Below are 22,570 nucleotides of genomic sequence, written 5' to 3'. Positions count from 1 at the left end.
CCCCCTCGGCGCATGAACAAGTCAGACCTGCTCGCATGTTCACTTATCGCTCACCGATTCTCGTGCCCGGGGGGTCACTCGCCAACTCCTCTTCGCTCGGACGGACCGTCTGTGCCGCAAAGCCCGCGACCACGACCCCGGCGAGGGCGAGGTAGGCCCGCCGCCCGGCCGCGCGCAACTGCCCAGGATCGACCACCCCGTCGCCGCCCGGCGCCAGGTCGTCCTCCCAGGGGACCCTGACGATGGCCCGGCACCTGCCGCTGGCCACCGACTCCGCCTGCTCGACATCGGCCATCGAACGCCTGCTCACGCCGTTGACCACCATGACCGCCCGCCTGCGCAGGTCCGCGCAGCCGTGCCCGTCGAGCCACTCGTACGTCATCGCCACCGCCTCGGGCGCCTCCTCACTCGCGGGGACCACCAGGACCAGCTGGTCGGCGTACGGGAGCACGCGAGCCGCGAGCGCGGCGGCCGGGTCCAGGACGGCCAGCTTGTAGTGCCGGTCGAGCAGGTGCATGGCCTGGCCCAGCCGGTGGTCGGAGAACAGCGTCCGGTCGGACAGCCGCTGCTCGGCGTCCACGTCGGTGTCGGCGCCGATCACCTCCAGCCCCGACCCGGTGCGGGTGGTGTAGCCCCGCATGGTCAGGTAGCCGCTGACCCGCTCCAGCCCTGCCAGCAACGAGGCCAGCGTCTCGGGGGTCTCCGGGTCGATCCTGCTTGTCAGCGTGTTGCCACCGATGTTGGCGTCGATGGCCACGACCCGGTCGTCGCGATATTGGGCGAAAGTATGTCCCAGCATCAGCGCGGTCGTGCTCTGCCCGGCGCCACCGGTGCAGCCGAGCACCACGACCCGGCGACTGCCGCCGAACACCGCCCGCGTCCGGGCCTCGTCGATCTCCGATCCGTCGGTCCGTACGCTGCCGCCGCCGACGACCACCTGCGCGATCCGCCGCCAGCCACCGGAGTCGCGGCCGACCACGGACTCGACCCGCCGCACCCGCTCGCCCGGCGTGGGCCCGTGGGTGATCTGCCTGGCCGCGGGCGGCCGCACGACCTGCTCGCTCTGCTCGCTCTCGAACGTCCTGCTGCCCGCTGCTTCGTCCGCGTGCGTCCTGCTGCCCGCTGTTTCGTCCGCGTACGTCCTGCTGCCCGCAGCCTCGTCCGCGTACGTCCTGCTGCCCGCAGCCTCGTCCGCGAACGTCCTGCTGTCGCGGTCGCCTACCGGCGCGGATCGCTCGCCCTTCGTGGAGCTGGTCCCTTGACGGCCGCGCTCGCTCTTCGCCGGACCGTTCTCCTGACGGGCCCGCTCGCTCTTGGCGGGGCCGATCTCGTGAACCGACGCGGTGGTCTCGGGCCCATGGAGGGACGCGGTGGCCGCGGACTCGTCGCGCCCCACGGGAGCCGTCCCGGCCTTCTGGGCCTCGTCGTCCCGCGTCACCGGCCGGATGAACCGCACCGGCTTGCTGTCGGGGTTGAGCGGCGGCCAGAGCCGTTGCACGTCCGGGAACACGAGCGGCGGGCTCTGCCTGGGCGGCTTCCCCTTCCTGTGCTGGTCACGCGCCACCTCGTCCGCCCCGGCCGCGCGCACCTCCTCGGAGCCGGTCGCACGCACGTCCTCGGCACCGGTCGCACGCAACTCCTCGGGATCGGTCGCGCGCACCTCGTCCGCCCCGGTCGCGCGCACCTCCTTGGGACCAGTCGCACGCAGCTCCTCGGCACCGGCCGCGCGCTCGCCCTCGGGACCGGCCTCACGCACCTCTTCAGGACCGGCGCCGTCGTCCCGCCGCGATCCCTCGCTCCGGCCCGCCCCCGAGGACCCGCCCACCTCCGCCAATCCACCGGCCACCGCCTCGCGAGAGGCGGCTTCGCTGTGCGGCGCCTCAGCGCGGGTCACGTCTTCGGAGGGGGTCACGTCAGAGGGGGTCACGCCAGCGCGCGCCACCTCAGAGGGGACCGTCTCTGCGTGGGCTGTCTCTGCGTGGGCCGTCTCAGCGCGGACCGTCTCAGCGCGAGCCGCCTCGGTGTGGACCGCCTCAGTGTGGACCGTCTCTGCATGGGCCGCCTCAGTGCGGACTGCCCCAGCGCGGGTCACCTCGGTGCGAGCCGCCTCAGCACCGGCCACCTCGCTGGACGCCGTCGTGTCGGCGCTCGCCGCAAGCCTGCGCAGCCGCCGCAGCGCCTCCGTGTCGATCGGCTTCCCGGCCGCCCGGCCGACATCGTCGCCGCCACCGTCGACCGGCCTCCCAGCCACGCGGGCAACGTCTTCGCCGCCACCGTCGACCGGCCTCCCGGCCGCCCGGACGACGTCTTCGCCGCCCTCGTCTCCCTGTACGGCGATCAGCGGCGGCTCCGTCGACCGTGAACCGCTCCCAGCGGCCTTACCCGCTATCAGCCCCGCACCTGATGTCTTGTCCGCCGACGAGCCCGCCTTGGCCGCCCGTGAGCCCATCGCGAGTGTCTTGTCCGGGCGTACGGAGGACTCAGGCTGAAGTGTCGGCGGCTGGACCGCGAGCTCGGTGCCCAAGGCGGGCGCGGTGCCGCGGCGCGTGACCGAACCCCAGCCGGGACGGGCGGGCCTGGGCTCGGCGACCGGCGCCTGGGCGGCCGCCGCGGCGGCGGCCGCGACCGCGGGGCGGACCTGGCGCGGGCCGGTCACCGGCTCGGCGCCGACGGCCCTCCTGGTCTGGGTGGCGAGCTCCAGCTCGGCGCGGCGCTTGCGCTGGGACTGGCGGGCCTTGCGCGGCGCCTTGACCCGCTTGGGCGTGACCCGCCAGACGCGTCCCGCGAAGGTGACCGTCTCGGGCTCGGAGGTCGGCGCCATCCGGCACCAGGCCCGCGGCTCGCCCACATAGCGCAGCTGCGACTGCAGGAGCTCGGTCAAACGCTTGCTCTCGATCACCGGGCGGGTGGACAGCCAGGTGACGACACCCGGTGGCACCAGGTAAAGCACGTGCCATGGTGCGGCGAAAGGGATGTGCAGGAGCATGAGGAGCAGGGACCATGGAGCCAGCACGCCGACGAACACACCGATCCACACGATCGGGAGGGGCATCGGCAGCCGTAGATCGTACAGCTTGTAGAGCCGCTTCTCAATTCGCCAAATATTGGTATACGTGGGCAGGTCCACGCGGTCCTCCTCTCCACCCGCTCGTACAATGACCGCCCTTGAGCGGTCTCAACCCTTTACTTGATGCCCAGTGCTCCCGCGATCGCCTTCGCCGTCACCTCAATGATGTTGGGCACGTAGAAGATCACGCCGATGGCGATGGCCAGGATGAGGAACTGCACGAACCTCGTGATCTCGCGCGTGAAGAGGAAGAAGAGCGCGACCACGGAGACGACGACAAGGAAGAGCGGGGCGAAGAAGGCCCGCAGGAAGTTGGCGAGCCCCTCGGAGTCGATGCCGGTGGGGGCGGGCGTTGGCGTCATTTCGATCAGGTTGAGCACTATCGTTTTCAAGATCACTTCTTTGTCCTCCCGGGGGTACCGATCAACAAGGCGTTCGTGCGTCTACCCAACGGCCCGACCGGCACCGCGGATGTCGTCGACGTACCATTTGTCGCCCTGCTTCTCGACGGTGAGGCGATATGCCTGCTCCAGGCGGGCGCCGACCGCGTTGGCGTCGGCGGCGTCCGGTTCGGCCGACGGCGTCGCGCCGCTCGGCACGCTCCACACCACGACCACCTGGATCTCTCGAGTGGCACCCCCCACAGGCACCACGATGTCCTTGAGCTCGGCGAAGGTGAAGGCGCCGCCGAAGCTCGTGATGCTCTTGCCCGGGGCGACATAGCGCTGCAATCCCGTCGTGTCGCCTGAGCCGTAGTTCTTGAAGAAGTCCTCCAGCTGCGGCTTGAGCTCGGCGGCGACGGCGTCGTCGTTCTCGGGCTTGGCCAGCTGGGGCAGATCCGCCCGGCCGGGCGCGGGCAGTATGGCGGGCCGGCCGGAGACGACGAAGCTACCGCCGTCGGCCGAGTAGTAGATCGGGACCGACAGCAACATCCGGCGGGAGCCCGACTGGAAGGCCACGGTGACGATCGCGTCGCTGGCGCTGGTGGCCTCGATGTCGTAGGGCTGGATCGCGACGGCGGCCAGCTTGCCGTTGCCGTCCCAGCCCATCTGCTGATCCATGCCGTCCGCCAGGAACGCGGCCAGCTTGCCCGCCCTGCTCTGCGCGTCGGCGGGGGTGAAATTCAGATAGACACCGGCGAACTGGGCCGCGAACGCCATGCCACGGTCGGCCGGGAATCCGTGATTGGCCACCGGCGCCTCATTCGGAGCCGCCGCGCCACTCTGAGTAAACCTCTCAAATGGGGCACGGACCCCATTAACCACGATAACTATGATAAGCGCCCAAAGAACGATTCGGCCGGTCCACACCAGCCATCTCCCGCCGGCACCAGACCAGCCACCACGACGCGGCCTGCGGGCAGGCGAAACGTCGAAGTCAGCCATGTCATGGCGAGCCGAAAGCTCGGGGTCGCCAGGGATCCGAGGACCCTGCTGGACGGTTGACCTACGAGCCATCACGCCTCCGCTCGCGCCGATCCCCCGGGCTGGCGCGGTGTCGTCCGTTGCCGATCCCCATCATCCGCGGTGAAGCAGTCACCCTACCGGTCTCCGCCATTGTTCCAGGAAAGCCACGCCCATGCTGCAGGCATCGCCGTCCATGGGCAAACCAGGTTGTGTATGCCACGCTGGAGTGCCAACTCTTGTCACTTCCCCTGCCAAATGGGCATTTGACCAGGCCAGAGGCCGGTAATGGCATAGCCCTGCGGCCATGGATTCCTGTCCAAACCAGCCATGGACTCTCTTTGACCTGCGGAATTGGTATAACACGCGAACGGCCGCATGCCCGCCAAGGGGCCTGCGGCCTGGTGCGTGGCGCGCCCTCAGGCAGGCTCTGGGTCCTGTCCCAAGTCGCGCGGTCTCCTGCCGCGCAGATCGACCACCGTGGGCGCCACCGACCGCTCCAGCGACCCACGCAGGCCTTCGAGCATGGTGGTGGCGTCCTGCCCACGCACCCGCATGGCGAGCTCTTCGCGCTCGTCCACTTTCCTGCGCAAGTACGCCTCGCGATTGACGCGCAGACCGTACATGAGCTCGACCCGCAACAGGGCAAGCTCCTCTTCGAGGCTGATGCCCGCCAGCGAAGGTGCGGGACGTCGTTTCCGGATGATGCGACGGATCATGAGGGCCCTCCCGAGTCAGCGTAAACGCTGTGACGATTCGACGCGTAGGGGCCCAAAGTGGTTGACAGCTCACTTATCTAAGAATCAGGCGTTGAAGCAGACCTTCCGGCCGCGGTTCGTCTGTCCGCGGCCGGTTATCCACCAGCGGGCGTCGTCGGGTCCGGCTCAGGCTGACCGGGCACCCACCGTCAGGGCGCGCAGTTCGCGTGCCGAAGGCAGGGTGCGGGCCTTCTCCGGCAAGCCGTCGATGATCAGACGGGCCGCTGAGATCACGCGGGTATCGTGTCGCGTGGCGGGTAGTGCGTCGAGGAGCCGCAACGCCTGATGCGTGCCCTCGACGGGATCAGTTCGAGCGTGGAGCGCGGCACCGTGGAGCGCGAGCAGGGTCGCTGTGCGATGCCCCGCCGGATAGAAGCTCTCGGCCGTACGGCGGGCATCCTCGGCGCGCTTGGTGTGCCCCGCGAGAGTGTGGATCAGCGTTCGGTCGTACCACAGCGCACGGCCTTGATGTGGGTCTGCCGAGGAAGACAGCCGCTCGTATGTCTCCTCACTGCGGCGTAGCGCGGTGATCGCCTCAGCGTGACGCCCAATCATCGAAAGGATCATGGCCTCGACTGCGAGAGCGGACACGAGTGGCGCGTTGGGGGCATCTCCCGCGAGACGACCTGCTTCGCGCGCCACGAGAAGCACGCTGTCGAGATCCTCACCCGGATCATATAGCCGGTAACTCGCTTCCCAGCTTCTCAGCAACGACGCCAGGAGGTCATCACCGGACCGTTCGCTCAACTGCCGGGCTTGTGCCCACCAGCGCTGCGCCTCGCGGCGGTTGCCCAGGTCGAACCACTTGCCACCGATCAGGGCCGCGTGACGCGCGGCGGCATGGGAGAGGTCACGCTGCACGGCATCGGGTTGGGCACGGCCCAGATGCGGAGCCATGTCGGTGTAGTCGACCGCGAGCGCGGCGAGAACGACGGCGGCCGGCTCGAAGCGTGCTCGCTGCGCGTGGACATCAGCGGCATGTTCCCAGTCGTCGATCATCCCCTGTGACACGCTCGCGCCCGGCACCGGCCGTTGCGCGACGGCCAATGCGTCGGTCAACGAGGTCAGCACAGGAGCCAGCACACCTACAGCGGCGATGGCAGCCGCGTCCCGCATCAGTCGTCTGCGCTCCACATCCTCACCCTCATCCCGTGTTGAGGCGTTTCCTTGGACGGTACCCCTCCGCTGCCGATCGGTATCGGCCATGGCCGCACGAAGTGCGTGGGCCACCAGTTCGCCCCCGGCGCCGAGTTCGGCGTCAAGGGCCGTGATCGCCTCGGCGGGCGGGCGGTTCTTCCCCTGCTCCCACTTGGCGATCAATGAGTAGTCCCATCGAATCCGCCCGGCAAGGTCACGCAGGCTCAGTTCGCGCCGTTCGCGCCATGCCCGCAGAGCACTGCCGAACTCCTGCCAGGTCGTCGATGTCGATTGTCTGATCACGTCTGCCTCGCGATCCGTTGCACGCGTTGCACCGACCCCAGAGCAACGCTACGTGTCTTGTCCAACACGCTGAGTCGCTTCAACTATGGCACCAGTCAGCGCTACGCAAAGCGGAACCCCGCAGGCGGACAGGCCACACGGGGTTCCTTGATCGCAAAGGAGTGTTGCGATCCATGGACGATGCTAAGACCGCTACGCCAGAACCGACGATTCCCGGTTGGCGGCTGATCCTCAGCGACAGGGGCCGCTTCTGGGCCGTCCGCTGCGAGGCGTTCCCTCCGGACGCGTTGCGCGCAGGGGCGGAACCCACCGTGGACGCCGACACCTTCGACGCGCTGAAGGTCGAGGTCGCCCGGCAGGAAGAGATCGCCGAGCGGGTGATCTCATGATCCGGCGACGCCCTGCCCGTGCCCCCGGCCGGCACCGTAAGGGCCAGGCTCACACGAAGGCGTACCGCCGCCTGTGGGATGGCCCGGCCCGCGCCGAGGCCGAACTACTCGATCAGGCATGGCCCGGTTGGAGCGTGCTCTACAGCCTCGGCAACCGCCGTTTCTACGCCATGGCGGCCTGGCCGGCACCGAGGCCGTTGATCGTCGAAGACGACGCCCCAGAGGGCTTGGAGGAGCGGATGCGCGAGGCAGAGTCGGCCTTCACCTGGTACGCGCCCCGCATCCCTCCCCAGAGCAGGCACGTCCGAAGACTGGCCGCTCTTGAGCTCAGCTGCCATAGAGGGTGAGCAGATCGACCAGGAGGAGGTCGTTACGGCGGTCGGCCAGGTCGACCAGGTCGGGGTGGAAGCCGTGCAGGGAGTACAGGGCCAGAGTGGTGGCAGTGGTGTCGTACCCCTGATCTGCGAGCAGACCACGAATGCGTTCCAGGCGCTCCAGGTCGCCGGTCCCCCGGCGGGCGACTGTCGCCTTGGCCTCACCGAGGAGCGCGATCCTCGCCCGGGGGGCCTGCGGGCGCTCGCCGGCGGCCAGGGCGATGACGTCGACCTCATGCCTCGTGCGGGCGGCCTGGTCAGCGACCTCGGTGGTGCCGACCGGACCGGGCAGTCCACCGGGCAGCAGGGTGTGGGCGTAACGGCGGGTGAAGTCGCGGGCCAGGTCCTCGAAGTGCGGTCCGAGGATCTTGGAGTTGAAGGTCGGAGCGGCCTGCTGCCACACCTGCTCGGCGAACCCCTGCTCGACGGCGGCGGCCTGCGGGAGGGTGATGAGCTGGTTGAAGCGGATAACCGGGTCGGCGAGGGTGATGACGGGATGCCTGGAGCGGAGGATGTCCTGTTCCCGCCGGATGTAGCCGGTGGATTCCAGCACTCCAAGGGGGTAAGCGACGGCGTTGCGCGGGCGCTCCAGGGCGGCACCGATCTTGCTGGGGGTGGTGGCGCCCTGCGCGATCGCGGTGAGGATGTCGTAGTACAGGGTGTGCTGCGTGATCCTTGGGTCCTCACGCAGCAGGTACTCGGTCTCGGCGCGGGAGTACACCGCACGCCCCGGATCGAGCAGCGTCCGGGTAAGCCACGCGTCGAAGCCGTCGTCCGGATGCGGACGGGCCGCCACCGGCCGGTAGCCCGGGGCCCCGCCGAGGACCGCGTGCACCTTCAGCGCGGTCAGCGGGTCATCGATTTGCCAGAAGGCCCGGCTGTCCCGGTAGCCGAAGGCACCCAGCCGTAGATCGACCACCGCACGCCCGCGCAGCGGTTTGGTCCCCGAGAGCAGTTCGTGCATGACGCTCATAGCGGAGCCGCACAGGATCAGCCGCGGGCCCGGCGCGGCATTGGGCCCGGCGCCGCGCTGGCGCTCGTCGTAGAGCTGTTGCAGCAGTCCCGGGATTTCGGGCGAGTGCTGGAGTAGGTACGGCAACTCGTCGATCACCAGGAGCGGGTGCGACGAACGGGCGGTCACATCAAGGGCATTGGACAGGACATCACGCCAGTCGGTCAGGCGCAGGCTTCCTGGCCTCAGGCCGGCGTGGGTGGCGACCGCGTCACTGAACCGCCGGATCGCGGGCAGCCGCCCTTCCTCCCGCACGGCTGTGACATACAGGCCGCCGACCTGCTCGGACAGGGCCTGCAGAAGGTACGACTTCCCATGCCGCCGCCGCCCGGACACGATGCCGAGCCGCATCGCCGGGTCTGGATCGATGAGGAACTCCGCGAGTAGACCCCACTCCCGGTCCCGATCGACCACGTCGTCCGGTTTGGCCGGCAGGCCCTTCGTCACTCACCCTCCCACATCTCGGCTGCGACGGAATACGTCTAACTCTACTTCGACGCAATCCGTCGCTGTGGGATTCACCCCTGAGCCGCGACAGCCCGGGGCGGAGAATCCGGCGGGATGCCGCGACCGAGGGAAACCCTGGGGTTCAGGGGCCCATCACACCCACCGAGCCCACGCGCTTCGAGGGGCGGGCTCGGGCAGCGGCGAGGGGGTTTCAGGGTGGGAAATCCGCCGCTCAAAGCGGCCAAGCGGTCAGCAATTCGCCAGGGCCGTATGCGGCATCGAGCCCCGGACAGTCGACTCCGCTGCGCGAGACAGCCACGGCGGGAACGGGTTCGTCGGTGAGCGCGGCGCGGTGCCGGTGAAGGGCTGCCAGGTCGTGCCGGTCGAAGGGGGATTGCTCCAACCACTTGATGGAGCCGACGAAGAGCAGTTCCTTGGCGATGGGGGCGCGGTCCGCCCCGACGATGTCGATCTCGACGCCGTTGGTGCGCGTCCAGTAGCCGCCCACCACAGGGGCCGCGGGCAGCCGGTCGTCCGGCAGTATCCGGGCGAGCGCCTCGCGGACGACCGGCTCGATCGCCCGGCCGCGCCAGCTGGTCCAGTTGTCCCGGATCCGCGCCAAGGTCAGATCTCCCCGTCCCCGCTCGATCTCCTCCATGAAAGGACCGAGAAGGTGCAGCCAGAACCGCAGGTACGGATCCGTCACCCGGTAGCGGCGATCCTTCGACGGGCGCAAGGACACAGGCAACTCCGCGGCGATGATTCGCTTGTGTGTGAGCAACTCCAGCGCTCGCTGCAGCGGCGTGGCGCTGATCCCGCCGGCCGCGCGGGCGACGTTGGTGAAGGTACGCTCGCCACTGCCGATCGCCGCCAGCACCGCACGAGCTTGGGCCTGCGGTGGGAACTCCGCGGCCAGCGAGCGCTCGGCGGACACCAACAATGCCGAGACCGGGTCGTTCAGCGCCTCGCCGAGGAAGTCCCACAGTCCCGCACCGTGCGGCCACTCCGCGCAGATCAGCGGCAGCCCGCCGGTGACCAGCGCGGCGTCGAAGGCTTCGGCCGGACTCAGTCCCAGCATCCGCCCGACCTCGGCGGGGTTCAGCGGCCCGAGCACCATCTCCCGGCCACGCTGGTGGAAAGGGCGTCCATAGCTGTTCAGCGCCTCCATCATCGACAGATCCGAGCCGATGAGGACCAGCAGCACCGGCTTGGCCTCCAGCCCCCGATCCCAGGCCCGCTGCAGCATCCCCTCAAAGGCGCCATCGGCATCCATCAGGTACGGCACCTCGTCGATGACCAGCACGCTGGGCCGGTCGGCGGGCAGCGCCGCGGCCAGTACATCAAACGCCGCATCCCAGCTCTCCGGCCGCGCGGCAGCCACCAGCGGTGCGAGAGGCAGGGTCGACACGTGGGCGTCCCGGGCCAGCCGCGCCAGATCGTCACCCGGCGATGCACCAATGGCCGCGTAGAACAGGAACGGCGCTCCGGCATGCTCTACGAACCGCTCGACCAGCCGCGACTTGCCCACCCGGCGTCGTCCGCGCAGCATCACACATCGACCGGGCCGCTCCCCGCCGACCCCAGCCGCCACCTTCTGCAGTTCTCGCTCCAGCGTCGCCAGCTCCTGCCGACGCCCCACGAAATCCACCACGCCCACTCACCTGCTCGCATCCCCACCGCATGTACTAACAGCAATGTCAGTAACATGCATGTTAGCAACATGGGCAAACTCGAAATGATCAGCAAGCCGACACCGGCAGGCTTCAATCGCAAACGCGTCGCCCGAGTCCTGCGGGAACAGCGTCGAGGCGACGGCTCCAGGCTCCCAACATGCCGGGAAGGCATCAGGACGCTCCGATTCGGCATTGGCGGCACGGTCTCCGTCTGCTCGACCATCGGTTGCGAATGTCCGGTCCCCTCCGGACACATGCGGTCGTATCAAGTCGAGCCAGTAAGGAAACACATGAACGAGCAGACCCCGCCCTCCTGGGTGACGAGCTATATCGACGCCTGCAACAGGCACGACTCGCAGGCAGTCGTCGACATGATGAGCGAGGACGTCCAGGTCGTCGACACCGCCTTCGGTGGCCTCTTCAAAGGCAGGGAAGCGGTCAAGGCGTTGATCGACGGTATGGATGCGAATCTCTCGAGCGATTACGTCTTCACCCTGGGCAAGGTCGTGGAATCGGGCGACTCCTACTCGTTCGAGTGGGTCCTCTCCGGCACGCATGACCGCTCCAACTCCGACCTGGGGATACCGGCCACCGGCAAGAAGTTCGAGTGCCCCGGCGTCACCATCGGCGTGCGGACCAACGGACTCATCACCGAGAACCGCGACTACTGGAACCTCGCGGGCTTCCTCATGCAGACCGGCCTCATGCCGTCGCTGAGCTGAACCGCCGGCCCGCCGATCCACTGACGGTGACGGCCATGGCTGTCACCGTCGTGTCCCACCAGTCCGTTCGCGCCGGTGCCGCCGGACGGCCAACGCCGGATGTCAGTCCGGGCCCGGGCCGAGCATGCGGCAGGAGAGTTCGGCGAACTGGTTCAACTCGGGCATGGTCCGGTGCTTGCTGTAGGCCAGGGCGACCATGCGCGGCGCGACGCCCTCCAGCGTCAGATAGGCGACATCGTCACGGCGGTAGAAGCCGGCCATGCCGGCCGGCATGACATAACATCCGGCGCCGGAGGCAACGCCTTCCAGGCACTCCTCGATCGTCACCGGAAACCGCCCGGCATCCATCTGCGGCGCGAGGGGTTCGCGCGGCAGGCGCCCGCGCCATTCCGGGACGTCGTGCGGGTCCTGCAACAGGGTCATGTCCCGCAGGTCCTCGACATGCACCGCCTTGAGCGCCGCGAACGGATGCACGCTCGGCAGCGCCACCACACGGGGCTCTGGGAAGAGCGGGACCACCTCGAACATGCCCTCCGGCAGCGGCAGCCGGACATAGCAGACGTCGACCCGACCATCGATCAAGAAGTCGACCTGGTCGGTGATCGAGGTGTGCACGACCTCGATGTCGAGTTGCGGCGCCATCGCGGCGAACTCCCGCACGATCGGGGTGACGACGATCCCCGGCATGAAGCCAATGGCGAAGTGGTTGATCTCCCGGTTGGCCATCCGCACCCGCCGCTGCACCGCCTGTGACATCGCCAGCATCGGCCTGGCGTCCTCCAGCAACTGGTGTCCCGCCCGCGTCAGTACAGTGCCCTGCCGGTCCCGCAGGAAGAGGACCACGCCCAGATCCTCCTCCAACGCCCGGATCTGACGGCTGAGCGCCGGCTGGGTCATGTAAAGACGGCTCGCCGCTCGCACGAAGCTGCACTCCTCGGCCACGGCCACGAAGTAGCGCACCCGGCGCATATCGAGGTCCATGAGGATCATGGTAGGCACGCCCGCTATGACATATGCCGAAAAGTAACCTCCATGGATTTACGACACCGGGACAGGGCCACACCGTCCACCGGACACACCCCTACTGCTGCGGCATACGGCGCCACGGCAGCGTGCTCTCCCCTGTTCTCATTCCCGGTCGGTACCTACACTGACACCGTCGGGGCGCAGGGCACCCGCTTCGGCTCGGTACTCGGCCAGCACCTGCCGCGACCTGACCGCGCACGACTGGCCTGATCACCCGGACAAGACCCCCGCTCGGGTGGTCACTTTTGTAGAGCGATATTCGCGCTACACGTTGAAGCGGAACTCCACCACGTTCCGGGGGAGGACATGAAACGCTACAAAACACCCTCAAAAACCAGCGCAAACTAATGTTTCCGCATATCAGGCGGCAAACCCATTCATAAGGTTGAACCGGAACGCGACTCTGGAATTTTCCGCCAAGGAGCGTGCCAGCGTCGGGCGCAGCGAGGGAGCCGGCTCAGTCTGTCCATGGGTCGAGCAGTTCGATTCCCGTCTGCACGAAGTCCTTGATGTTGCGGGTCGCGCACGCGGCCTTGTGGGACCGGCAGATCGCAGCAATCTGGGCGTCTGCCGTGCTGATGGGCAGTCCGGCCTGTTCGCGCACAACGATGACGTCGGCGTAGTGCGCTGCCGCCTCTTCGTCGAACGGCAGCACTGCTCTGGTCTCCCGGTAGGGCTGCAGCGCGAATTCGATCATCGCGCTTAGCGCCGATCTGCGCTTGCTGTCTGGGAGACGGCGCACGCCGGCCAAGAGCTCGGCGAGCGTGACGGAGGTGATGGCCACATCGCCGACGAGAGACTCCAGCCATGCCACGACGCGGGCATCGGGCTTCGGTCGGAAGATCTCCGAGATGACGTTCGTGTCGAGGACGATCACTCGAGGTCCACCACTCGCGCGACGTCGCTGCGCTCAGGGATAACGAGATCATCGATCCCGCCAGCCTCCTGCGCGGCCCGCATGAGCGCCAGGCCGATGTGGGGCCGGCGCGCGGCCTTCGTAAGGATGTCGCGGACCTCGGCTTCCATGGAGCGGCCATGCTCCTTCGCCTGAACGGCGAGCTGCTTCTTTACGGACTCCTCGAGCCCGCGGACGACGATGGATGACATCAGAACCACCCCCTCAGCCGATATCAGCCATGATAGCACTCGGGTCGCATCAACCAACAGCGAATCGGCTGACCGCCGCGCGGGTCACGGCCGCAGCAGCCGAGCCTGCGGGTCATAGCAGACGAGCCCCATCGATTCCGCGAGCTCGGCGGCGTAGGCCGAAGCCTCCTCGGCCATGCTGTACCGCATCGCGAAGTAGCTGGGTGAGGACCTCGCCCGCGATCACATCGTCAGCGGGCTTGCCGCCTTCCCACACCGCCAGGTCGTAGCTCATGGCCGAACTGTGCCATGCCCCACTGACAGCACCCCTTCAGCGTCGATCAGCATGCCAGCCGCACCAGATGTCCGAGGGCGCTGTTACGTTCCACCCATGACCGCACCAGACGATCTACTCCTTCGGATCGAGCAGGAGCCTTCCCTTGCTGCCGCGCTCGCCTGGCCTGGCGATTTCGACGTCGAGCGCCGGGACCCCATTGAGGACCTTGCCCTTCCCAGCGGGATCCCCCTACACCCGATAGCCGGCTGCGGCGCCGGCGGCACTTACTTCCTGTGCGGGGAAGCCGGGGCCGAGGAGAGGCCCGTCCTGTACGCCGACTCGGAGGGCCAGGCCACACTGATCGGCGCCGACCTCGTCGAGGCCATCACACTCATCGTGGTGCTGCCCTTCTGGCGTGACCTGGCGAATGGCTTCGCGATCAGCGAGCTCGGCTCGGACCTTCGGGCCGACCACCCGGACTTCGACGCCGAACGTGGCCGCCTTCTGCACGCCCTCGGGCTTGCCTCCATCTCCGAGGAGGAGGCTGCCGCTCGCCTGCTGGCGGTGGCTGCACGCACGGCCCCGGACTACGTCCCGCGCGTACCGGACGACGATTACCTGCCTTACGAGCCTCTGTTTCCGAGCGGCCCTGCATAGCGAAGCCAGCGCTTGACGTCAGTACCGGGCGATGACCTTTCGCAGCTCCGTGCCCAGGAGGCCCTCCAGCGCCTGAACGCTGGCTGACGGTAACGGTAGCTCTGCGCCGACCGCGAAGGCCGCCCAACCCGCTCCGCCGCAGGTCATAGGGCCTTTCGCCGAACGTCTTAGACGTTGAAGCGGAACTCCACCACGTCTCCGTCACGCATGACATAGTCCTTGCCCTCAATACGGGCCTTGCCCACCGAGCGGGCGCTGGCGATGGAACCCGCCTCGACCAGGTCGTCGAACGAGACCACCTCGGCCTTGATGAAGCCGCGCTGGAAGTCGGTGTGGATCACGCCGGCGGCCTCGGGCGCGGTGGCGCCCTTACGGATCGTCCAGGCCCTGGTCTCCTTGGGCCCGGCCGTCAGGTAGGTCTGCAGGCCGAGCGTCTCGAAGCCCACCCTCGCCAGCTGCGACAGGCCGGACTCCTCCTGACCCACCGACTGCAGCAGCTCCAGCGCCTCCTCGTCATCGAGCTCGACCAGCTCCGACTCGATCTTGGCGTCGAGGAAGACCGCCTCGGCCGGGGCGACCAGGGTGGACAGCTGCTCCCTGAGCGCGGAGTCGATCAGCTCGTCGGCGTCGAGGTTGAAGACGTAGAGGAACGGCTTGGCCGTCAGCAGGTGGAGCTCGCGCAGCTCCTCGCGGTCGAGGCCGCTCTCGAAGATGGTCTTGCCGGTCTCGAGCACGGCCAGAGCGGCCTCCGCGGCCTCCAGAGCGGCCTTCTTGTCCTTGTTGTGGCGCGCCTCCTTCTGCAGGCGCGGCACGGCCTTCTCGACCGTCTGCAGATCGGCCATGATCAACTCGGTGTTGATGGTCTCGATGTCGCGCTTGGGGGAGATCTCGCCGTCGACGTGCGTGACGTCGGGGTCGGTGAAGACCCGGATCACCTGGCAGATCGCGTCGGTGTCGCGGATGTTGGCGAGGAACTGGTTGCCCCGCCCCTGCCCCTCCGAGGCGCCCTTGACCAGGCCGGCGATGTCGACGAACTCCACCTTGGCGGGCAGCACCTTCGCCGAGGAGAAGATCTCGGCCAGCTTGGGCAGCCGGTCGTCGGGCACGCCCACGATGCCCACGTTGGGCTCGATGGTGGCGAACGGGTAGTTCGCGGCTAGGGCGTTGCCGGTCTTGGTCAACGCGTTGAACAGCGTGGACTTGCCGACGTTGGGCAGACCGACAATGCCGATGGAGAGGCTCACGTTCGCCGAGTTTACTTGCTCACAAGACTCAGGCAGGTCACGGGCCGATAGGCGCCCCGTGCCTCCAGGTAGCGTTCGGAGCTGCCCGGGCAGCTCGCGCCGGACTCGGCGAACGCGGTCACCCGCGCCCAGGCCCTCGGCGACGCGCAGGCGACCCGGTCGATCGCCGACCTGCTCACCGGGCCGGGGCCCGGCTCGGCCACGCACATCCCCCGGCCGAGCACCTTGCCGCCGCGGCCCAGGCAGATCACGGCGTCGCCGGACGGTGTGCCGGGTGCCGGACCGGCCGAAGTCAGCGTGTCGAGCGTGGTCGCGGGGCAACTCGACGGTGAACGGACGAGGGCGACGGCTCTGCCGTACCAGCCTGATCCCGAACACGGCCGCTCGCGGCCGTCGAGCGCGACGCAGTCGCCCGGTCTGAGCACTCCCCCGCCACCGCCCGGCGCGCCAGGGTGCGGTTCGAGGAAGTTGCGTACGCAGGCGGCCCGCCCTCCGCCGATGAGCAGGACGTCGTCCACGTCATCGGGGCAGGCGCCCGCCCCCGGCGGGTCGGCGGACACGGCCACCACCTCGGAGTCGCCGCCGTTGCAGGGCGTCAGGTCGTAGCGTTCGGCGGATCGGCGTACGCACGCGCCGGCCTCCCACCGCAGCGCCGGCCGGGGGTTCAGGGCGGCGACGGGGCGTGGGGAGCCGGCGCGGACGACCACCACCGCCAGCGCGACCACGCCGGCCGCCACGGCGAGCGCCGCCACGAGCGACAGCGTCGGCCGCCATCGGGTAATCATACAAGTACTGTGAGTGACCGACGATGAGGCGCACAAGCGGAATGCCCAAGCGTGTCGGAGAGATCCGCGATCGATGACCTGCAATCATCGTTGGAGTGGACAGCGAAGGAGTGGATGTCGTCTCGCTTCTCATCGGCCTCGCCGTTGGGTTGGCCATCGGGTTCATGATCGCCCGCACCCGGGCGGCGGTGCGGCTGGCCGAGTCCGACGCCAAGGCCAGATCGGCCGCCGACAAGCTCGTCTACGTCGAGGAGCAGCTCGCCGAGCGCTTCCAGGCACTGTCCACCCGCGCGCTCGACGTCAACAACCTCCGCTTCCTGGAGCTGGCCGAGACCCGGCTGGCGGCCAGCCGCGCCGAGGCCAGCGGCGACCTCGACCAGCGCAGGCAGGCGGTCGAGCACCTGGTCGAACCACTGAAGGACGCGCTCACGCGGGTGGAGGCCCAGCTGCGCGACACCGAGTCGGCCCAGCGCGCCGGCCGGGCCGAGCTGGCCAAGCAGATGGAGTTCGTCCGGCAGAGCAGCGCGGAGCTGCGTTCGCAGACCACGGCGCTGGTCCGGGCGCTGCAACGGCCCGAGGCCCGTGGCCGCTGGGGCGAGCTGCAGCTGCGCAGGGTCGCCGAGATCGCCGGGATGCAGCGCTACTGCGACTTCGACGAGCAGGTCACCGAGGGCGCCATGCGGCCCGACATGATCGTGCGGCTGGCCGGCGGCAAGAACATCGTGATCGACTCCAAGGTGTCCCTGGCCGCCTACCTGGAGGCCGCGGAGGCGTCCGACGAGTCGCTGGCCACCGTGCGGCTGGACGCGCACGCCAGGCACGTACGCGAGCACGTCGACCGGCTGGCCGCCAAGTCGTACTGGCAGGGGTTCAACCCGTCGCCGGAGTTCGTGGTGCTGTTCATCCCCGGCGAGGCGTTCCTGGCGCCCGCGCTGGAGCGGGATCCGGCGCTGCTGGAGTACGCGATGACGCGGCGCGTGCACATCGCCACCCCGACCACGCTGATCACGATGCTGCGCACCGCCCAATACGCCTGGCAGCAGGCCGCGCTGAGCGAGAACGCGCGCGCGGTGTTCGAGCTGGGCAAGGAGTTGTACGAGCGGCTCTCGTCGCTGGGAAGGAATGTCGAGTCCCTGGGCAAGTCCCTGACCCGGGCCGTCGAGGCGTACAACAAGACTGTGGGATCGCTCGAAAGCCGCGTGCTGGTCAGCGCGCGCAAGCTGCACGATCTGGGCGTCGTCGACCGCGAACTCGACGCTCCGGAGATGCTGGACGGCCTGCCCAGGCCGCTGGCCTCGCCCGAACTGCTGGAAACCTCGTCTCTGATCTCGCACGCGAACGGTAAGTTGGCCAACGGGTCGCAGTAAGGGGGCGGGGGCCAATGAGTGAGAGAGGCAAGCGATCAGCCGTCAGGCTGACCGCTCGCGGTGCCATCGCGCTCGCCTTGATCGCCACACTGGCGGCCTATGTCGTGGCCGCCGTGATCAACCTGCCGATCGTGGTCGGGCCGGTGTTCGTGGTGGCGAGCCTGCTCGGCGTGCTCCTGGTCAACCCGCGCGAGCTGCTGTCGCTGGTGGTGACGCCGCCGCTGGTGTTCTTCGTCGCGACGTTCTTCGTCGAGCTGGGCAGGGCGTTCGGCGCGCTGTCGATCATGCAGTCGCTCCTGGTCGGCCTGTTCAGCTCGTTGTCACGCGGGGCGCCCTGGCTGTTCGCGGGCTCGGCGATCGTGCTGGTCGTCGCCTGGCGTCGCGGGCTGCGCGACAACGTACGGGATCTGCGCGAGGAGCTGCGGGCGGACACCGAAGCGCCACGCCCGCGCCAGTCGTTCGTACCGGAGCCGGAGGGCTACTTCGAGCCCAAGGTGTACGGCACGGCGCGCACCGAGGAGTGACCCGGCCGCCGGGAACGCCGAGAGCCTGACCAGGCCCGGGGCGCCGGTGACGCCCCGGGGACGCTGACGAGGCTACGCGCGCCCGAGGTCAGGAGGCTCGGAGGTCCTTGCGGAGCTCGTGCGGCAGTGCGAAGCGCACGCTCTCGTGGACCGGCTCGACCTCCGCGACGTCGTCGAACCCGTGCTCGGCCAGCCGGGCCAGCACCTCGGCGACCAGCTCCTCCGGCACCGAGGCGCCACTGGTCACGCCGACCGTGGTCACGCCCTCCAGCCACTCGTCACGGATGAAGGCGGCGTTGTCGACCAGGTAGGAGGCGTCGGCGCCGTAGTCCTTGGCCACCTCGACCAGGCGCTTGGAGTTGGAGGAGTTTTCCGACCCGACCACGATGACCAGCTGCGACTCGGCGGCGATCTCCTTGACCGCGACCTGGCGGTTCTGCGTCGCGTAGCAGATGTCGTCGCTAGGCGGGTCGATCAGCGTGGGGAAGCGTTCCTTGAGCTTGGCCACCGTCTCGTTGGTCTCGTCGACCGAGAGCGTGGTCTGCGACAGCCAGACCAGCTTGGACGGGTCCTTGACCTGGATCCGGTCGACGGAGTCGAGGCCGTCGACGAGCTGGATGTGGTCGGGCGCCTCACCGGCGGTGCCTTCGACCTCTTCGTGCCCCTCGTGTCCGATCAGCAGGATGTCGTATTCCTGACCCGCGAACCTCTTTGCCTCGTTATGCACCTTGGTGACCAGCGGGCAGGTAGCGTCGATCGTGCGCAATCCGCGTTGCCTGGCCTCGTCGTGCACCGCGGGTGAGACACCGTGGGCCGAGAACACCACGATCTCGCCCTCGGGCACTTCTTCGGTCTCCTCGACGAAGATCGCGCCTCTGGCCTCCAGCGTCTTGACCACGTGCGTGTTGTGGACGATCTGCTTACGCACGTAGACGGGCGCACCGTACTGTTCCAGGGCTTTCTCGACCGCCACCACGGCTCGATCGACTCCGGCGCAGTAGCCGCGTGGCCGGGCAACGAGTACTCGGCGGGAAGTGGGGGTCTGGGGCTCCATACTTCTTATGCTACGTGGAGCGGCCAGCAGGCCCGCGCGTGCGTGGTTGCCCGCCGTGCCAGACTAGCCGTCCAATACAGACCTCCCAGGGAGACGTCATGTCCTTCAGCGACGTGATACGCAACATCACGAAGACCATCACCAACAAGGACGAGCTGAAGGAGAAGGCCAAAGACCTTCCCCTCCTCGTGATCCAGACCACTTTGAGCGCGGCTGGTCAGGCGCTGCTGCTCGTCGACCGGATGAAGAACTCGATCAAGGGGATCGGCGGCAAGGAGGACAAGGAGGCGGACCACGACTCCCGCCCGTCCGCCGCCGACCAGGTGACGCCTGCTTCTGCGGATGAAGAGGTGGCGAAGCCCGCTCGCAAGGAGCCGGTCATCTTCGCGCCGCGTCCCACGCCGTCCGACACTCCCGCGTCCAACGGCTCCCCCAAGACCAAGCCGGACCCGGTCATCTTCGCCCCGGCGGCCAAGCCGAAGCCCGAGGCAACCACCACCGAGACCGCTGCCGCCGCGCCCGCCCCGGTGACCACCCCCGAGCCGACCGCCGCCCCCGAGCCGGTGGCCGCGACCGAACCGGTTGCCACGTCCGAGGCCGCGACCGTTGAGCCCGCTGTCGCGCCCGAACCCGTCGCCGTCCCTGAGCCCAAGATCGCGCCCGAGCCCGAGGCCGCCATCGTCGAGCCTGCGGTCGCCCCTGAGCCTGAAGTCGCCACCGAGCCTGAAGTCGCCACCGTCGAGCCCGCTGTCGCCGTCGAGCCGGTGGCCGGGGCGGAGCCGGTCGTCGCGCCGGAGCCCGTCGAGGTCAAGCCCGCGCGGGCCACCAAGCCGCGCACCCCTGCCAAGCCCCGGGCCGCCGCCAAGCCGAAGGCCGCCCCCAAGGCCAAGGCCGCCACGGAGACGGTGACCGCCGACGAGACAAAGGCGACCACCGAGGCGGAGGCCAGCCCCAAGGCGAAGGCCACCGCCGAGGCAGCGGCCGCCACCGACACGAAGGCCGCCACCGACCTGGACGAGCCGCTGCCCGGCTACTCCGAGCTGACTGTCGCCTCCCTGCGCGCCAGGATGCGCGGCAAGTCGGCCGAGCAGATCACCGAGCTCATCGCGTACGAGAAGGCAACGAGCGGGCGGCCCGAGGTCGTCCGGATGTTCGAGAACCGCCTGGTCAAGCTGCAGGCCGGGGAATAAGTCGTCCTGGCACCGTAGTCTTCCGCCATGACCTCGAAGACCTCGCCCGAGTCTCCGCTGCCGATCCGCACCGTCCTGCAGATGGTGGGCGGCTGGATCGGCAAGCTGGGCACGGTCTGGGTCGAGGGCCAGATCACCGATCTGAGCGCGCGTGGCGGCACGGTGTTCATGACGCTGCGCGACCCGGTGGCCAACGTGTCGGCCCGGGTCACCGCCCCGCGCGGCGTCTACGAAGCGACCATGCCCCGCCCGGCCGACGGCGCGCGGGTCGTGGTGCACGTCAAGCCCGACTTCTGGGTCAACAAGGGCTCGTTCGCCTTCACCGCGCTGGAGATCAGGCCGATCGGCGTGGGCGAGCTGCTCGCGCGGCTCGAACGACTGCGCCAGCTGCTGGCCGCCGAGGGCCTGTTCAACGCCGACAGGAAGCGGCGGCTGCCGTTTCTGCCCGGCACGGTCGGGCTGATCTGTGGCCGCGACTCGGCGGCGGAGCGTGACGTGCTGGAAAACTCCAGGCGCCGCTGGCCGGCCGTGCGGTTCAAGGTCGAGGAGGTGGCCGTCCAGGGCCCGTACGCCGTGGGCGAGGTCACCGAGGCGCTGCGCAAGTTCGACGCGGACGCCGAGATCGACGTGATCGTCATCGCCCGTGGCGGCGGCTCCCTGGAAGACCTCCTGCCGTTCTCCGACGAGACACTGGTGCGCTCCGTGGCCGCCTGCCGCACTCCTGTCGTGAGCGCGATCGGCCACGAGCAGGACAGTCCCCTGCTCGACCTGGTGGCCGACGTACGGGCCTCGACGCCGACCGACGCCGCCAAGAAGGTGGTGCCCGACGTGGGCGAGCAGCTCACGCTGGTGCGCCAGCTGCGTGACAGGGGTCGCAGGGTGCTCGGCGGCTGGCTCGACCGGGAGATGTCCTGGCTGACGTCGGCGCGCTCCCGGCCCTCGCTGGCCGACCCGGTGCGCGAGCTCGAACGCCGGGCCGAGCAGGTCGAGGCGCTCCGCGACCGGACCAGGCGCTCGCTGGGCGGCTCACTCGACCGCGCGGAGGACTCACTGTCGCATCTCCGCGCCCGGCTCGTCGCCCTCTCACCCGCCGCCACGCTCGAACGGGGCTACGCCATCGTCCAGGATCCGTCCGGGGAGGTCGTCCGGCTGGCCAAGGACGTGGCCCCCGGCTCCCTGCTGACGATCCGGCTCAGCGACGACCGCCTGACCGTCCGTACGGAAGACCCCGCCAAACCCCGCAAGACCACCCGCAAGAAGGCTTCCGACGAAACCGCCTCCTGAACCGGCTTTCAAAGACGGCCTGCTCTCGAACACCTCCTAGGAGATCCGCCCTCGAGACCGCCTACCAGGCCGGCCTGCTTTCGAAACCGCCCGGACCGAACTCCGAGGGCGACCTGCTCTGCCTCAGGTCCTGATCGCCTGGGTCAGGGTGTCGAATCCGGCCTTGATCTCCTCGATCGACATGCCGCGTCCGTCCCGCTGGTACTGGAGCAGATGGGCGTTGATCGGCGCCAGCAGCGCGTCGGCCAGGAAACTCGCGCCTTCCGGGCGTACCTGGGCGAGGAGGCCAGCCAGGTGGGTGTGATGCGCCCTGTACGCCCCACTGAGCTGCGCGGTCGGCGGCCCGAGCAGCAGGAACAGATCCATCTGCTCCACCACCCGATCGATCAGCGCGTGCAGGAACGCCCTGATCCGCTCGGCAGGAGGCGCGCCCGGCCCGATCGGCGGCGGGCCGCGCAGGAAGTCCTCTTGGAAGCGCCGCTCGCGATCGTCGATCAGCGCCAGCACCAGCCCCGCCCGATCCCCGAAGCGACGGTAGACGGTGCCGACCCCCACGCACGCCTCACGGGCGACCTCGTCGAGGGAGAGCCGGCCGATACACCCGTCGGCGACCATCTTGGCGGCCACTTCGATGATCTTCTGCCTGTTGCGGGCCGCGTCAGCCCGTTCGGGCTGGGGCTGCCCGATGATCGGCAGGGATCGACGCTCGCACACAGACTGAGCATAAACGTGGTAAACGGAAATTTCTCCGGCTAGGCTTTGGCTGCCATAAATGGAGAAATTTCCGATTC

General features: G+C 68.8%; 22 protein-coding genes. 8 read left to right on the top strand and 14 right to left on the bottom strand.

The window, feature by feature from the left end; genetic code table 11:
* Positions 1-43: 43 nt before the first annotated feature.
* The 5 genes from ACQP2T_RS08490 to ACQP2T_RS08470 form a co-directional block, all read right to left on the bottom strand.
* On the bottom strand, positions 44-3,127 hold the full coding sequence (locus ACQP2T_RS08490; protein ID WP_433515628.1) for a TcpE family conjugal transfer membrane protein: 3,084 nt from the start codon (positions 3,125-3,127) through the stop codon (positions 44-46).
* Positions 3,128-3,183: 56 nt separating this feature from the next.
* Positions 3,184-3,429 (bottom strand): hypothetical protein, encoded by a 246-nt coding sequence (locus ACQP2T_RS08485; protein ID WP_357652102.1) that lies wholly within the window; start codon positions 3,427-3,429, stop codon positions 3,184-3,186.
* 81 nt (positions 3,430-3,510) lie between these two features.
* Positions 3,511-4,260: a conjugal transfer protein gene (locus tag ACQP2T_RS08480; RefSeq protein WP_433515627.1), complete on the bottom strand. Its 750-nt coding sequence runs from the start codon at positions 4,258-4,260 to the stop codon at positions 3,511-3,513.
* A 629-nt stretch (positions 4,261-4,889) separates the two neighbouring features.
* On the bottom strand, positions 4,890-5,189 hold the full coding sequence (locus ACQP2T_RS08475) for a hypothetical protein (protein WP_433515626.1): 300 nt from the start codon (positions 5,187-5,189) through the stop codon (positions 4,890-4,892).
* Positions 5,190-5,354: 165 nt separating this feature from the next.
* Complete coding sequence (locus tag ACQP2T_RS08470) at positions 5,355-6,668, bottom strand: helix-turn-helix domain-containing protein (protein WP_433515625.1); 1,314 nt, start codon at positions 6,666-6,668, stop codon at positions 5,355-5,357.
* Positions 6,669-6,841: 173 nt separating this feature from the next.
* On the opposite strand from ACQP2T_RS08470, the gene ACQP2T_RS08465 reads away from it, so the two are divergent.
* Positions 6,842-7,057: a hypothetical protein gene (locus ACQP2T_RS08465; RefSeq protein WP_433515624.1), complete on the top strand. Its 216-nt coding sequence runs from the start codon at positions 6,842-6,844 to the stop codon at positions 7,055-7,057.
* Positions 7,054-7,404, top strand: coding sequence for a hypothetical protein (locus ACQP2T_RS08460; RefSeq protein WP_433515623.1), 351 nt, complete (start codon positions 7,054-7,056; stop codon positions 7,402-7,404). The genes ACQP2T_RS08465 and ACQP2T_RS08460 overlap by 4 nt, the downstream gene beginning before the upstream one ends.
* Here ACQP2T_RS08460 and ACQP2T_RS08455 read toward each other — a convergent pair.
* Together ACQP2T_RS08455 and ACQP2T_RS08450 are read right to left on the bottom strand one after the other, a co-directional pair.
* Complete coding sequence (locus tag ACQP2T_RS08455; protein WP_433515622.1) at positions 7,385-8,890, bottom strand: AAA family ATPase; 1,506 nt, start codon at positions 8,888-8,890, stop codon at positions 7,385-7,387. The two genes, ACQP2T_RS08460 and ACQP2T_RS08455, sit on opposite strands and share 20 nt — an antisense overlap.
* Positions 8,891-9,122: 232 nt before the next feature.
* Positions 9,123-10,541 carry an ATP-binding protein gene (locus ACQP2T_RS08450; RefSeq protein WP_433515621.1) on the bottom strand — a complete coding sequence of 473 codons (1,419 nt, stop codon included), beginning with the start codon at positions 10,539-10,541 and terminating at the stop codon, positions 9,123-9,125.
* 312 nt (positions 10,542-10,853) lie between these two features.
* On the opposite strand from ACQP2T_RS08450, the gene ACQP2T_RS08445 reads away from it, so the two are divergent.
* Positions 10,854-11,285, top strand: a complete 432-nt coding sequence (locus tag ACQP2T_RS08445) for an ester cyclase (RefSeq protein ID WP_433515620.1) — start codon at positions 10,854-10,856, stop codon at positions 11,283-11,285.
* 102 nt (positions 11,286-11,387) lie between these two features.
* Here ACQP2T_RS08445 and ACQP2T_RS08440 read toward each other — a convergent pair whose 3' ends face one another.
* The 3 genes from ACQP2T_RS08440 to ACQP2T_RS08430 all read right to left on the bottom strand — a co-directional run bounded on the left by ACQP2T_RS08440 (position 11,388) and on the right by ACQP2T_RS08430 (position 13,418).
* The gene (locus ACQP2T_RS08440) at positions 11,388-12,266 is read right to left on the bottom strand and encodes a LysR family transcriptional regulator (protein ID WP_433515619.1); all 879 of its coding nucleotides are present in this window, start codon (positions 12,264-12,266) and stop codon (positions 11,388-11,390) included.
* A 502-nt stretch (positions 12,267-12,768) separates the two neighbouring features.
* Positions 12,769-13,188 carry a type II toxin-antitoxin system VapC family toxin gene (locus ACQP2T_RS08435; protein ID WP_433515618.1) on the bottom strand — a complete coding sequence of 140 codons (420 nt, stop codon included), beginning with the start codon at positions 13,186-13,188 and terminating at the stop codon, positions 12,769-12,771.
* Complete coding sequence (locus tag ACQP2T_RS08430; RefSeq protein ID WP_433515617.1) at positions 13,185-13,418, bottom strand: FitA-like ribbon-helix-helix domain-containing protein; 234 nt, start codon at positions 13,416-13,418, stop codon at positions 13,185-13,187. Before ACQP2T_RS08430 ends, ACQP2T_RS08435 begins: the two co-directional genes overlap by 4 nt.
* A gap of 370 nt (positions 13,419-13,788) precedes the next feature.
* On the opposite strand from ACQP2T_RS08430, the gene ACQP2T_RS08425 reads away from it, so the two are divergent.
* The gene (locus ACQP2T_RS08425) at positions 13,789-14,331 is read left to right on the top strand and encodes a hypothetical protein (RefSeq protein WP_433515616.1); all 543 of its coding nucleotides are present in this window, start codon (positions 13,789-13,791) and stop codon (positions 14,329-14,331) included.
* A gap of 167 nt (positions 14,332-14,498) precedes the next feature.
* Here ACQP2T_RS08425 and ychF read toward each other — a convergent pair whose 3' ends face one another.
* Entirely contained in the window at positions 14,499-15,575 is a 1,077-nt protein-coding gene (gene ychF, locus ACQP2T_RS08420) for a redox-regulated ATPase YchF (protein ID WP_357944103.1), read from the bottom strand.
* Between the two features lie 11 nt (positions 15,576-15,586).
* Positions 15,587-16,360 (bottom strand): hypothetical protein, encoded by a 774-nt coding sequence (locus ACQP2T_RS08415; protein ID WP_433515615.1) that lies wholly within the window; start codon positions 16,358-16,360, stop codon positions 15,587-15,589.
* Between the two features lie 164 nt (positions 16,361-16,524).
* Here ACQP2T_RS08415 and ACQP2T_RS08410 point away from each other — a divergent pair, with 164 nt between their 5' ends.
* Both ACQP2T_RS08410 and ACQP2T_RS08405 read left to right on the top strand, forming a co-directional pair.
* Positions 16,525-17,727, top strand: a complete 1,203-nt coding sequence (locus ACQP2T_RS08410; protein ID WP_433519737.1) for a DNA recombination protein RmuC — start codon at positions 16,525-16,527, stop codon at positions 17,725-17,727.
* A gap of 14 nt (positions 17,728-17,741) precedes the next feature.
* Positions 17,742-18,251 carry a DUF6542 domain-containing protein gene (locus ACQP2T_RS08405; RefSeq protein WP_433515614.1) on the top strand — a complete coding sequence of 170 codons (510 nt, stop codon included), beginning with the start codon at positions 17,742-17,744 and terminating at the stop codon, positions 18,249-18,251.
* A gap of 88 nt (positions 18,252-18,339) precedes the next feature.
* Here the strand turns inward: ACQP2T_RS08405 and ACQP2T_RS08400 are convergent, their stop codons facing one another.
* Positions 18,340-19,305 carry a 4-hydroxy-3-methylbut-2-enyl diphosphate reductase gene (locus ACQP2T_RS08400; protein WP_433515613.1) on the bottom strand — a complete coding sequence of 322 codons (966 nt, stop codon included), beginning with the start codon at positions 19,303-19,305 and terminating at the stop codon, positions 18,340-18,342.
* A gap of 98 nt (positions 19,306-19,403) precedes the next feature.
* Here ACQP2T_RS08400 and ACQP2T_RS08395 point away from each other — a divergent pair, with 98 nt between their 5' ends.
* Together ACQP2T_RS08395 and xseA are read left to right on the top strand one after the other, a co-directional pair.
* Positions 19,404-20,495 (top strand): hypothetical protein, encoded by a 1,092-nt coding sequence (locus tag ACQP2T_RS08395; protein WP_433515612.1) that lies wholly within the window; start codon positions 19,404-19,406, stop codon positions 20,493-20,495.
* Positions 20,496-20,522: 27 nt separating this feature from the next.
* Positions 20,523-21,779, top strand: a complete 1,257-nt coding sequence (gene xseA, locus ACQP2T_RS08390; protein ID WP_433515611.1) for an exodeoxyribonuclease VII large subunit — start codon at positions 20,523-20,525, stop codon at positions 21,777-21,779.
* Positions 21,780-21,902: 123 nt separating this feature from the next.
* Here xseA and ACQP2T_RS08385 read toward each other — a convergent pair whose 3' ends face one another.
* A complete protein-coding gene (locus tag ACQP2T_RS08385; RefSeq protein WP_433515610.1) occupies positions 21,903-22,493 on the bottom strand; it encodes a TetR/AcrR family transcriptional regulator in 591 nt (196 codons plus the stop codon).
* Positions 22,494-22,570: the final 77 nt, after the last annotated feature.

The organism is Nonomuraea sp. CA-143628 (genome assembly GCF_050942315.1).
GTDB lineage: Bacteria > Actinomycetota > Actinomycetes > Streptosporangiales > Streptosporangiaceae > Nonomuraea.
The sequence above is the reverse complement of the archived record's forward strand: the minus strand, read 5'-3'. Positions and strand labels throughout refer to the sequence as shown.

What these genes read in the sequence shown, in the direction of transcription:
- ACQP2T_RS08485 (WP_357652102.1), bottom strand. Translation starts at nt 3,429, where the DNA reads ATGACGCCAACGCCCGCCCCCACCGGCATCGACTCCGAGGGGCTCGCC.
- ACQP2T_RS08475 (WP_433515626.1), bottom strand. Translation starts at nt 5,189, where the DNA reads ATGATCCGTCGCATCATCCGGAAACGACGTCCCGCACCTTCGCTGGCG.
- ACQP2T_RS08465 (WP_433515624.1), top strand. Translation starts at nt 6,842, where the DNA reads ATGGACGATGCTAAGACCGCTACGCCAGAACCGACGATTCCCGGTTGG.
- ACQP2T_RS08460 (WP_433515623.1), top strand. Translation starts at nt 7,054, where the DNA reads ATGATCCGGCGACGCCCTGCCCGTGCCCCCGGCCGGCACCGTAAGGGC.
- ACQP2T_RS08445 (WP_433515620.1), top strand. Translation starts at nt 10,854, where the DNA reads ATGAACGAGCAGACCCCGCCCTCCTGGGTGACGAGCTATATCGACGCC.
- ACQP2T_RS08440 (WP_433515619.1), bottom strand. Translation starts at nt 12,266, where the DNA reads ATGGACCTCGATATGCGCCGGGTGCGCTACTTCGTGGCCGTGGCCGAG.
- ACQP2T_RS08430 (WP_433515617.1), bottom strand. Translation starts at nt 13,418, where the DNA reads ATGTCATCCATCGTCGTCCGCGGGCTCGAGGAGTCCGTAAAGAAGCAG.
- ACQP2T_RS08425 (WP_433515616.1), top strand. Translation starts at nt 13,789, where the DNA reads ATGACCGCACCAGACGATCTACTCCTTCGGATCGAGCAGGAGCCTTCC.
- ACQP2T_RS08415 (WP_433515615.1), bottom strand. Translation starts at nt 16,360, where the DNA reads ATGATTACCCGATGGCGGCCGACGCTGTCGCTCGTGGCGGCGCTCGCC.
- ACQP2T_RS08410 (WP_433519737.1), top strand. Translation starts at nt 16,525, where the DNA reads ATGATCGCCCGCACCCGGGCGGCGGTGCGGCTGGCCGAGTCCGACGCC.
- ACQP2T_RS08405 (WP_433515614.1), top strand. Translation starts at nt 17,742, where the DNA reads ATGAGTGAGAGAGGCAAGCGATCAGCCGTCAGGCTGACCGCTCGCGGT.
- ACQP2T_RS08400 (WP_433515613.1), bottom strand. Translation starts at nt 19,305, where the DNA reads ATGGAGCCCCAGACCCCCACTTCCCGCCGAGTACTCGTTGCCCGGCCA.
- ACQP2T_RS08395 (WP_433515612.1), top strand. Translation starts at nt 19,404, where the DNA reads ATGTCCTTCAGCGACGTGATACGCAACATCACGAAGACCATCACCAAC.
- xseA (WP_433515611.1), top strand. Translation starts at nt 20,523, where the DNA reads ATGACCTCGAAGACCTCGCCCGAGTCTCCGCTGCCGATCCGCACCGTC.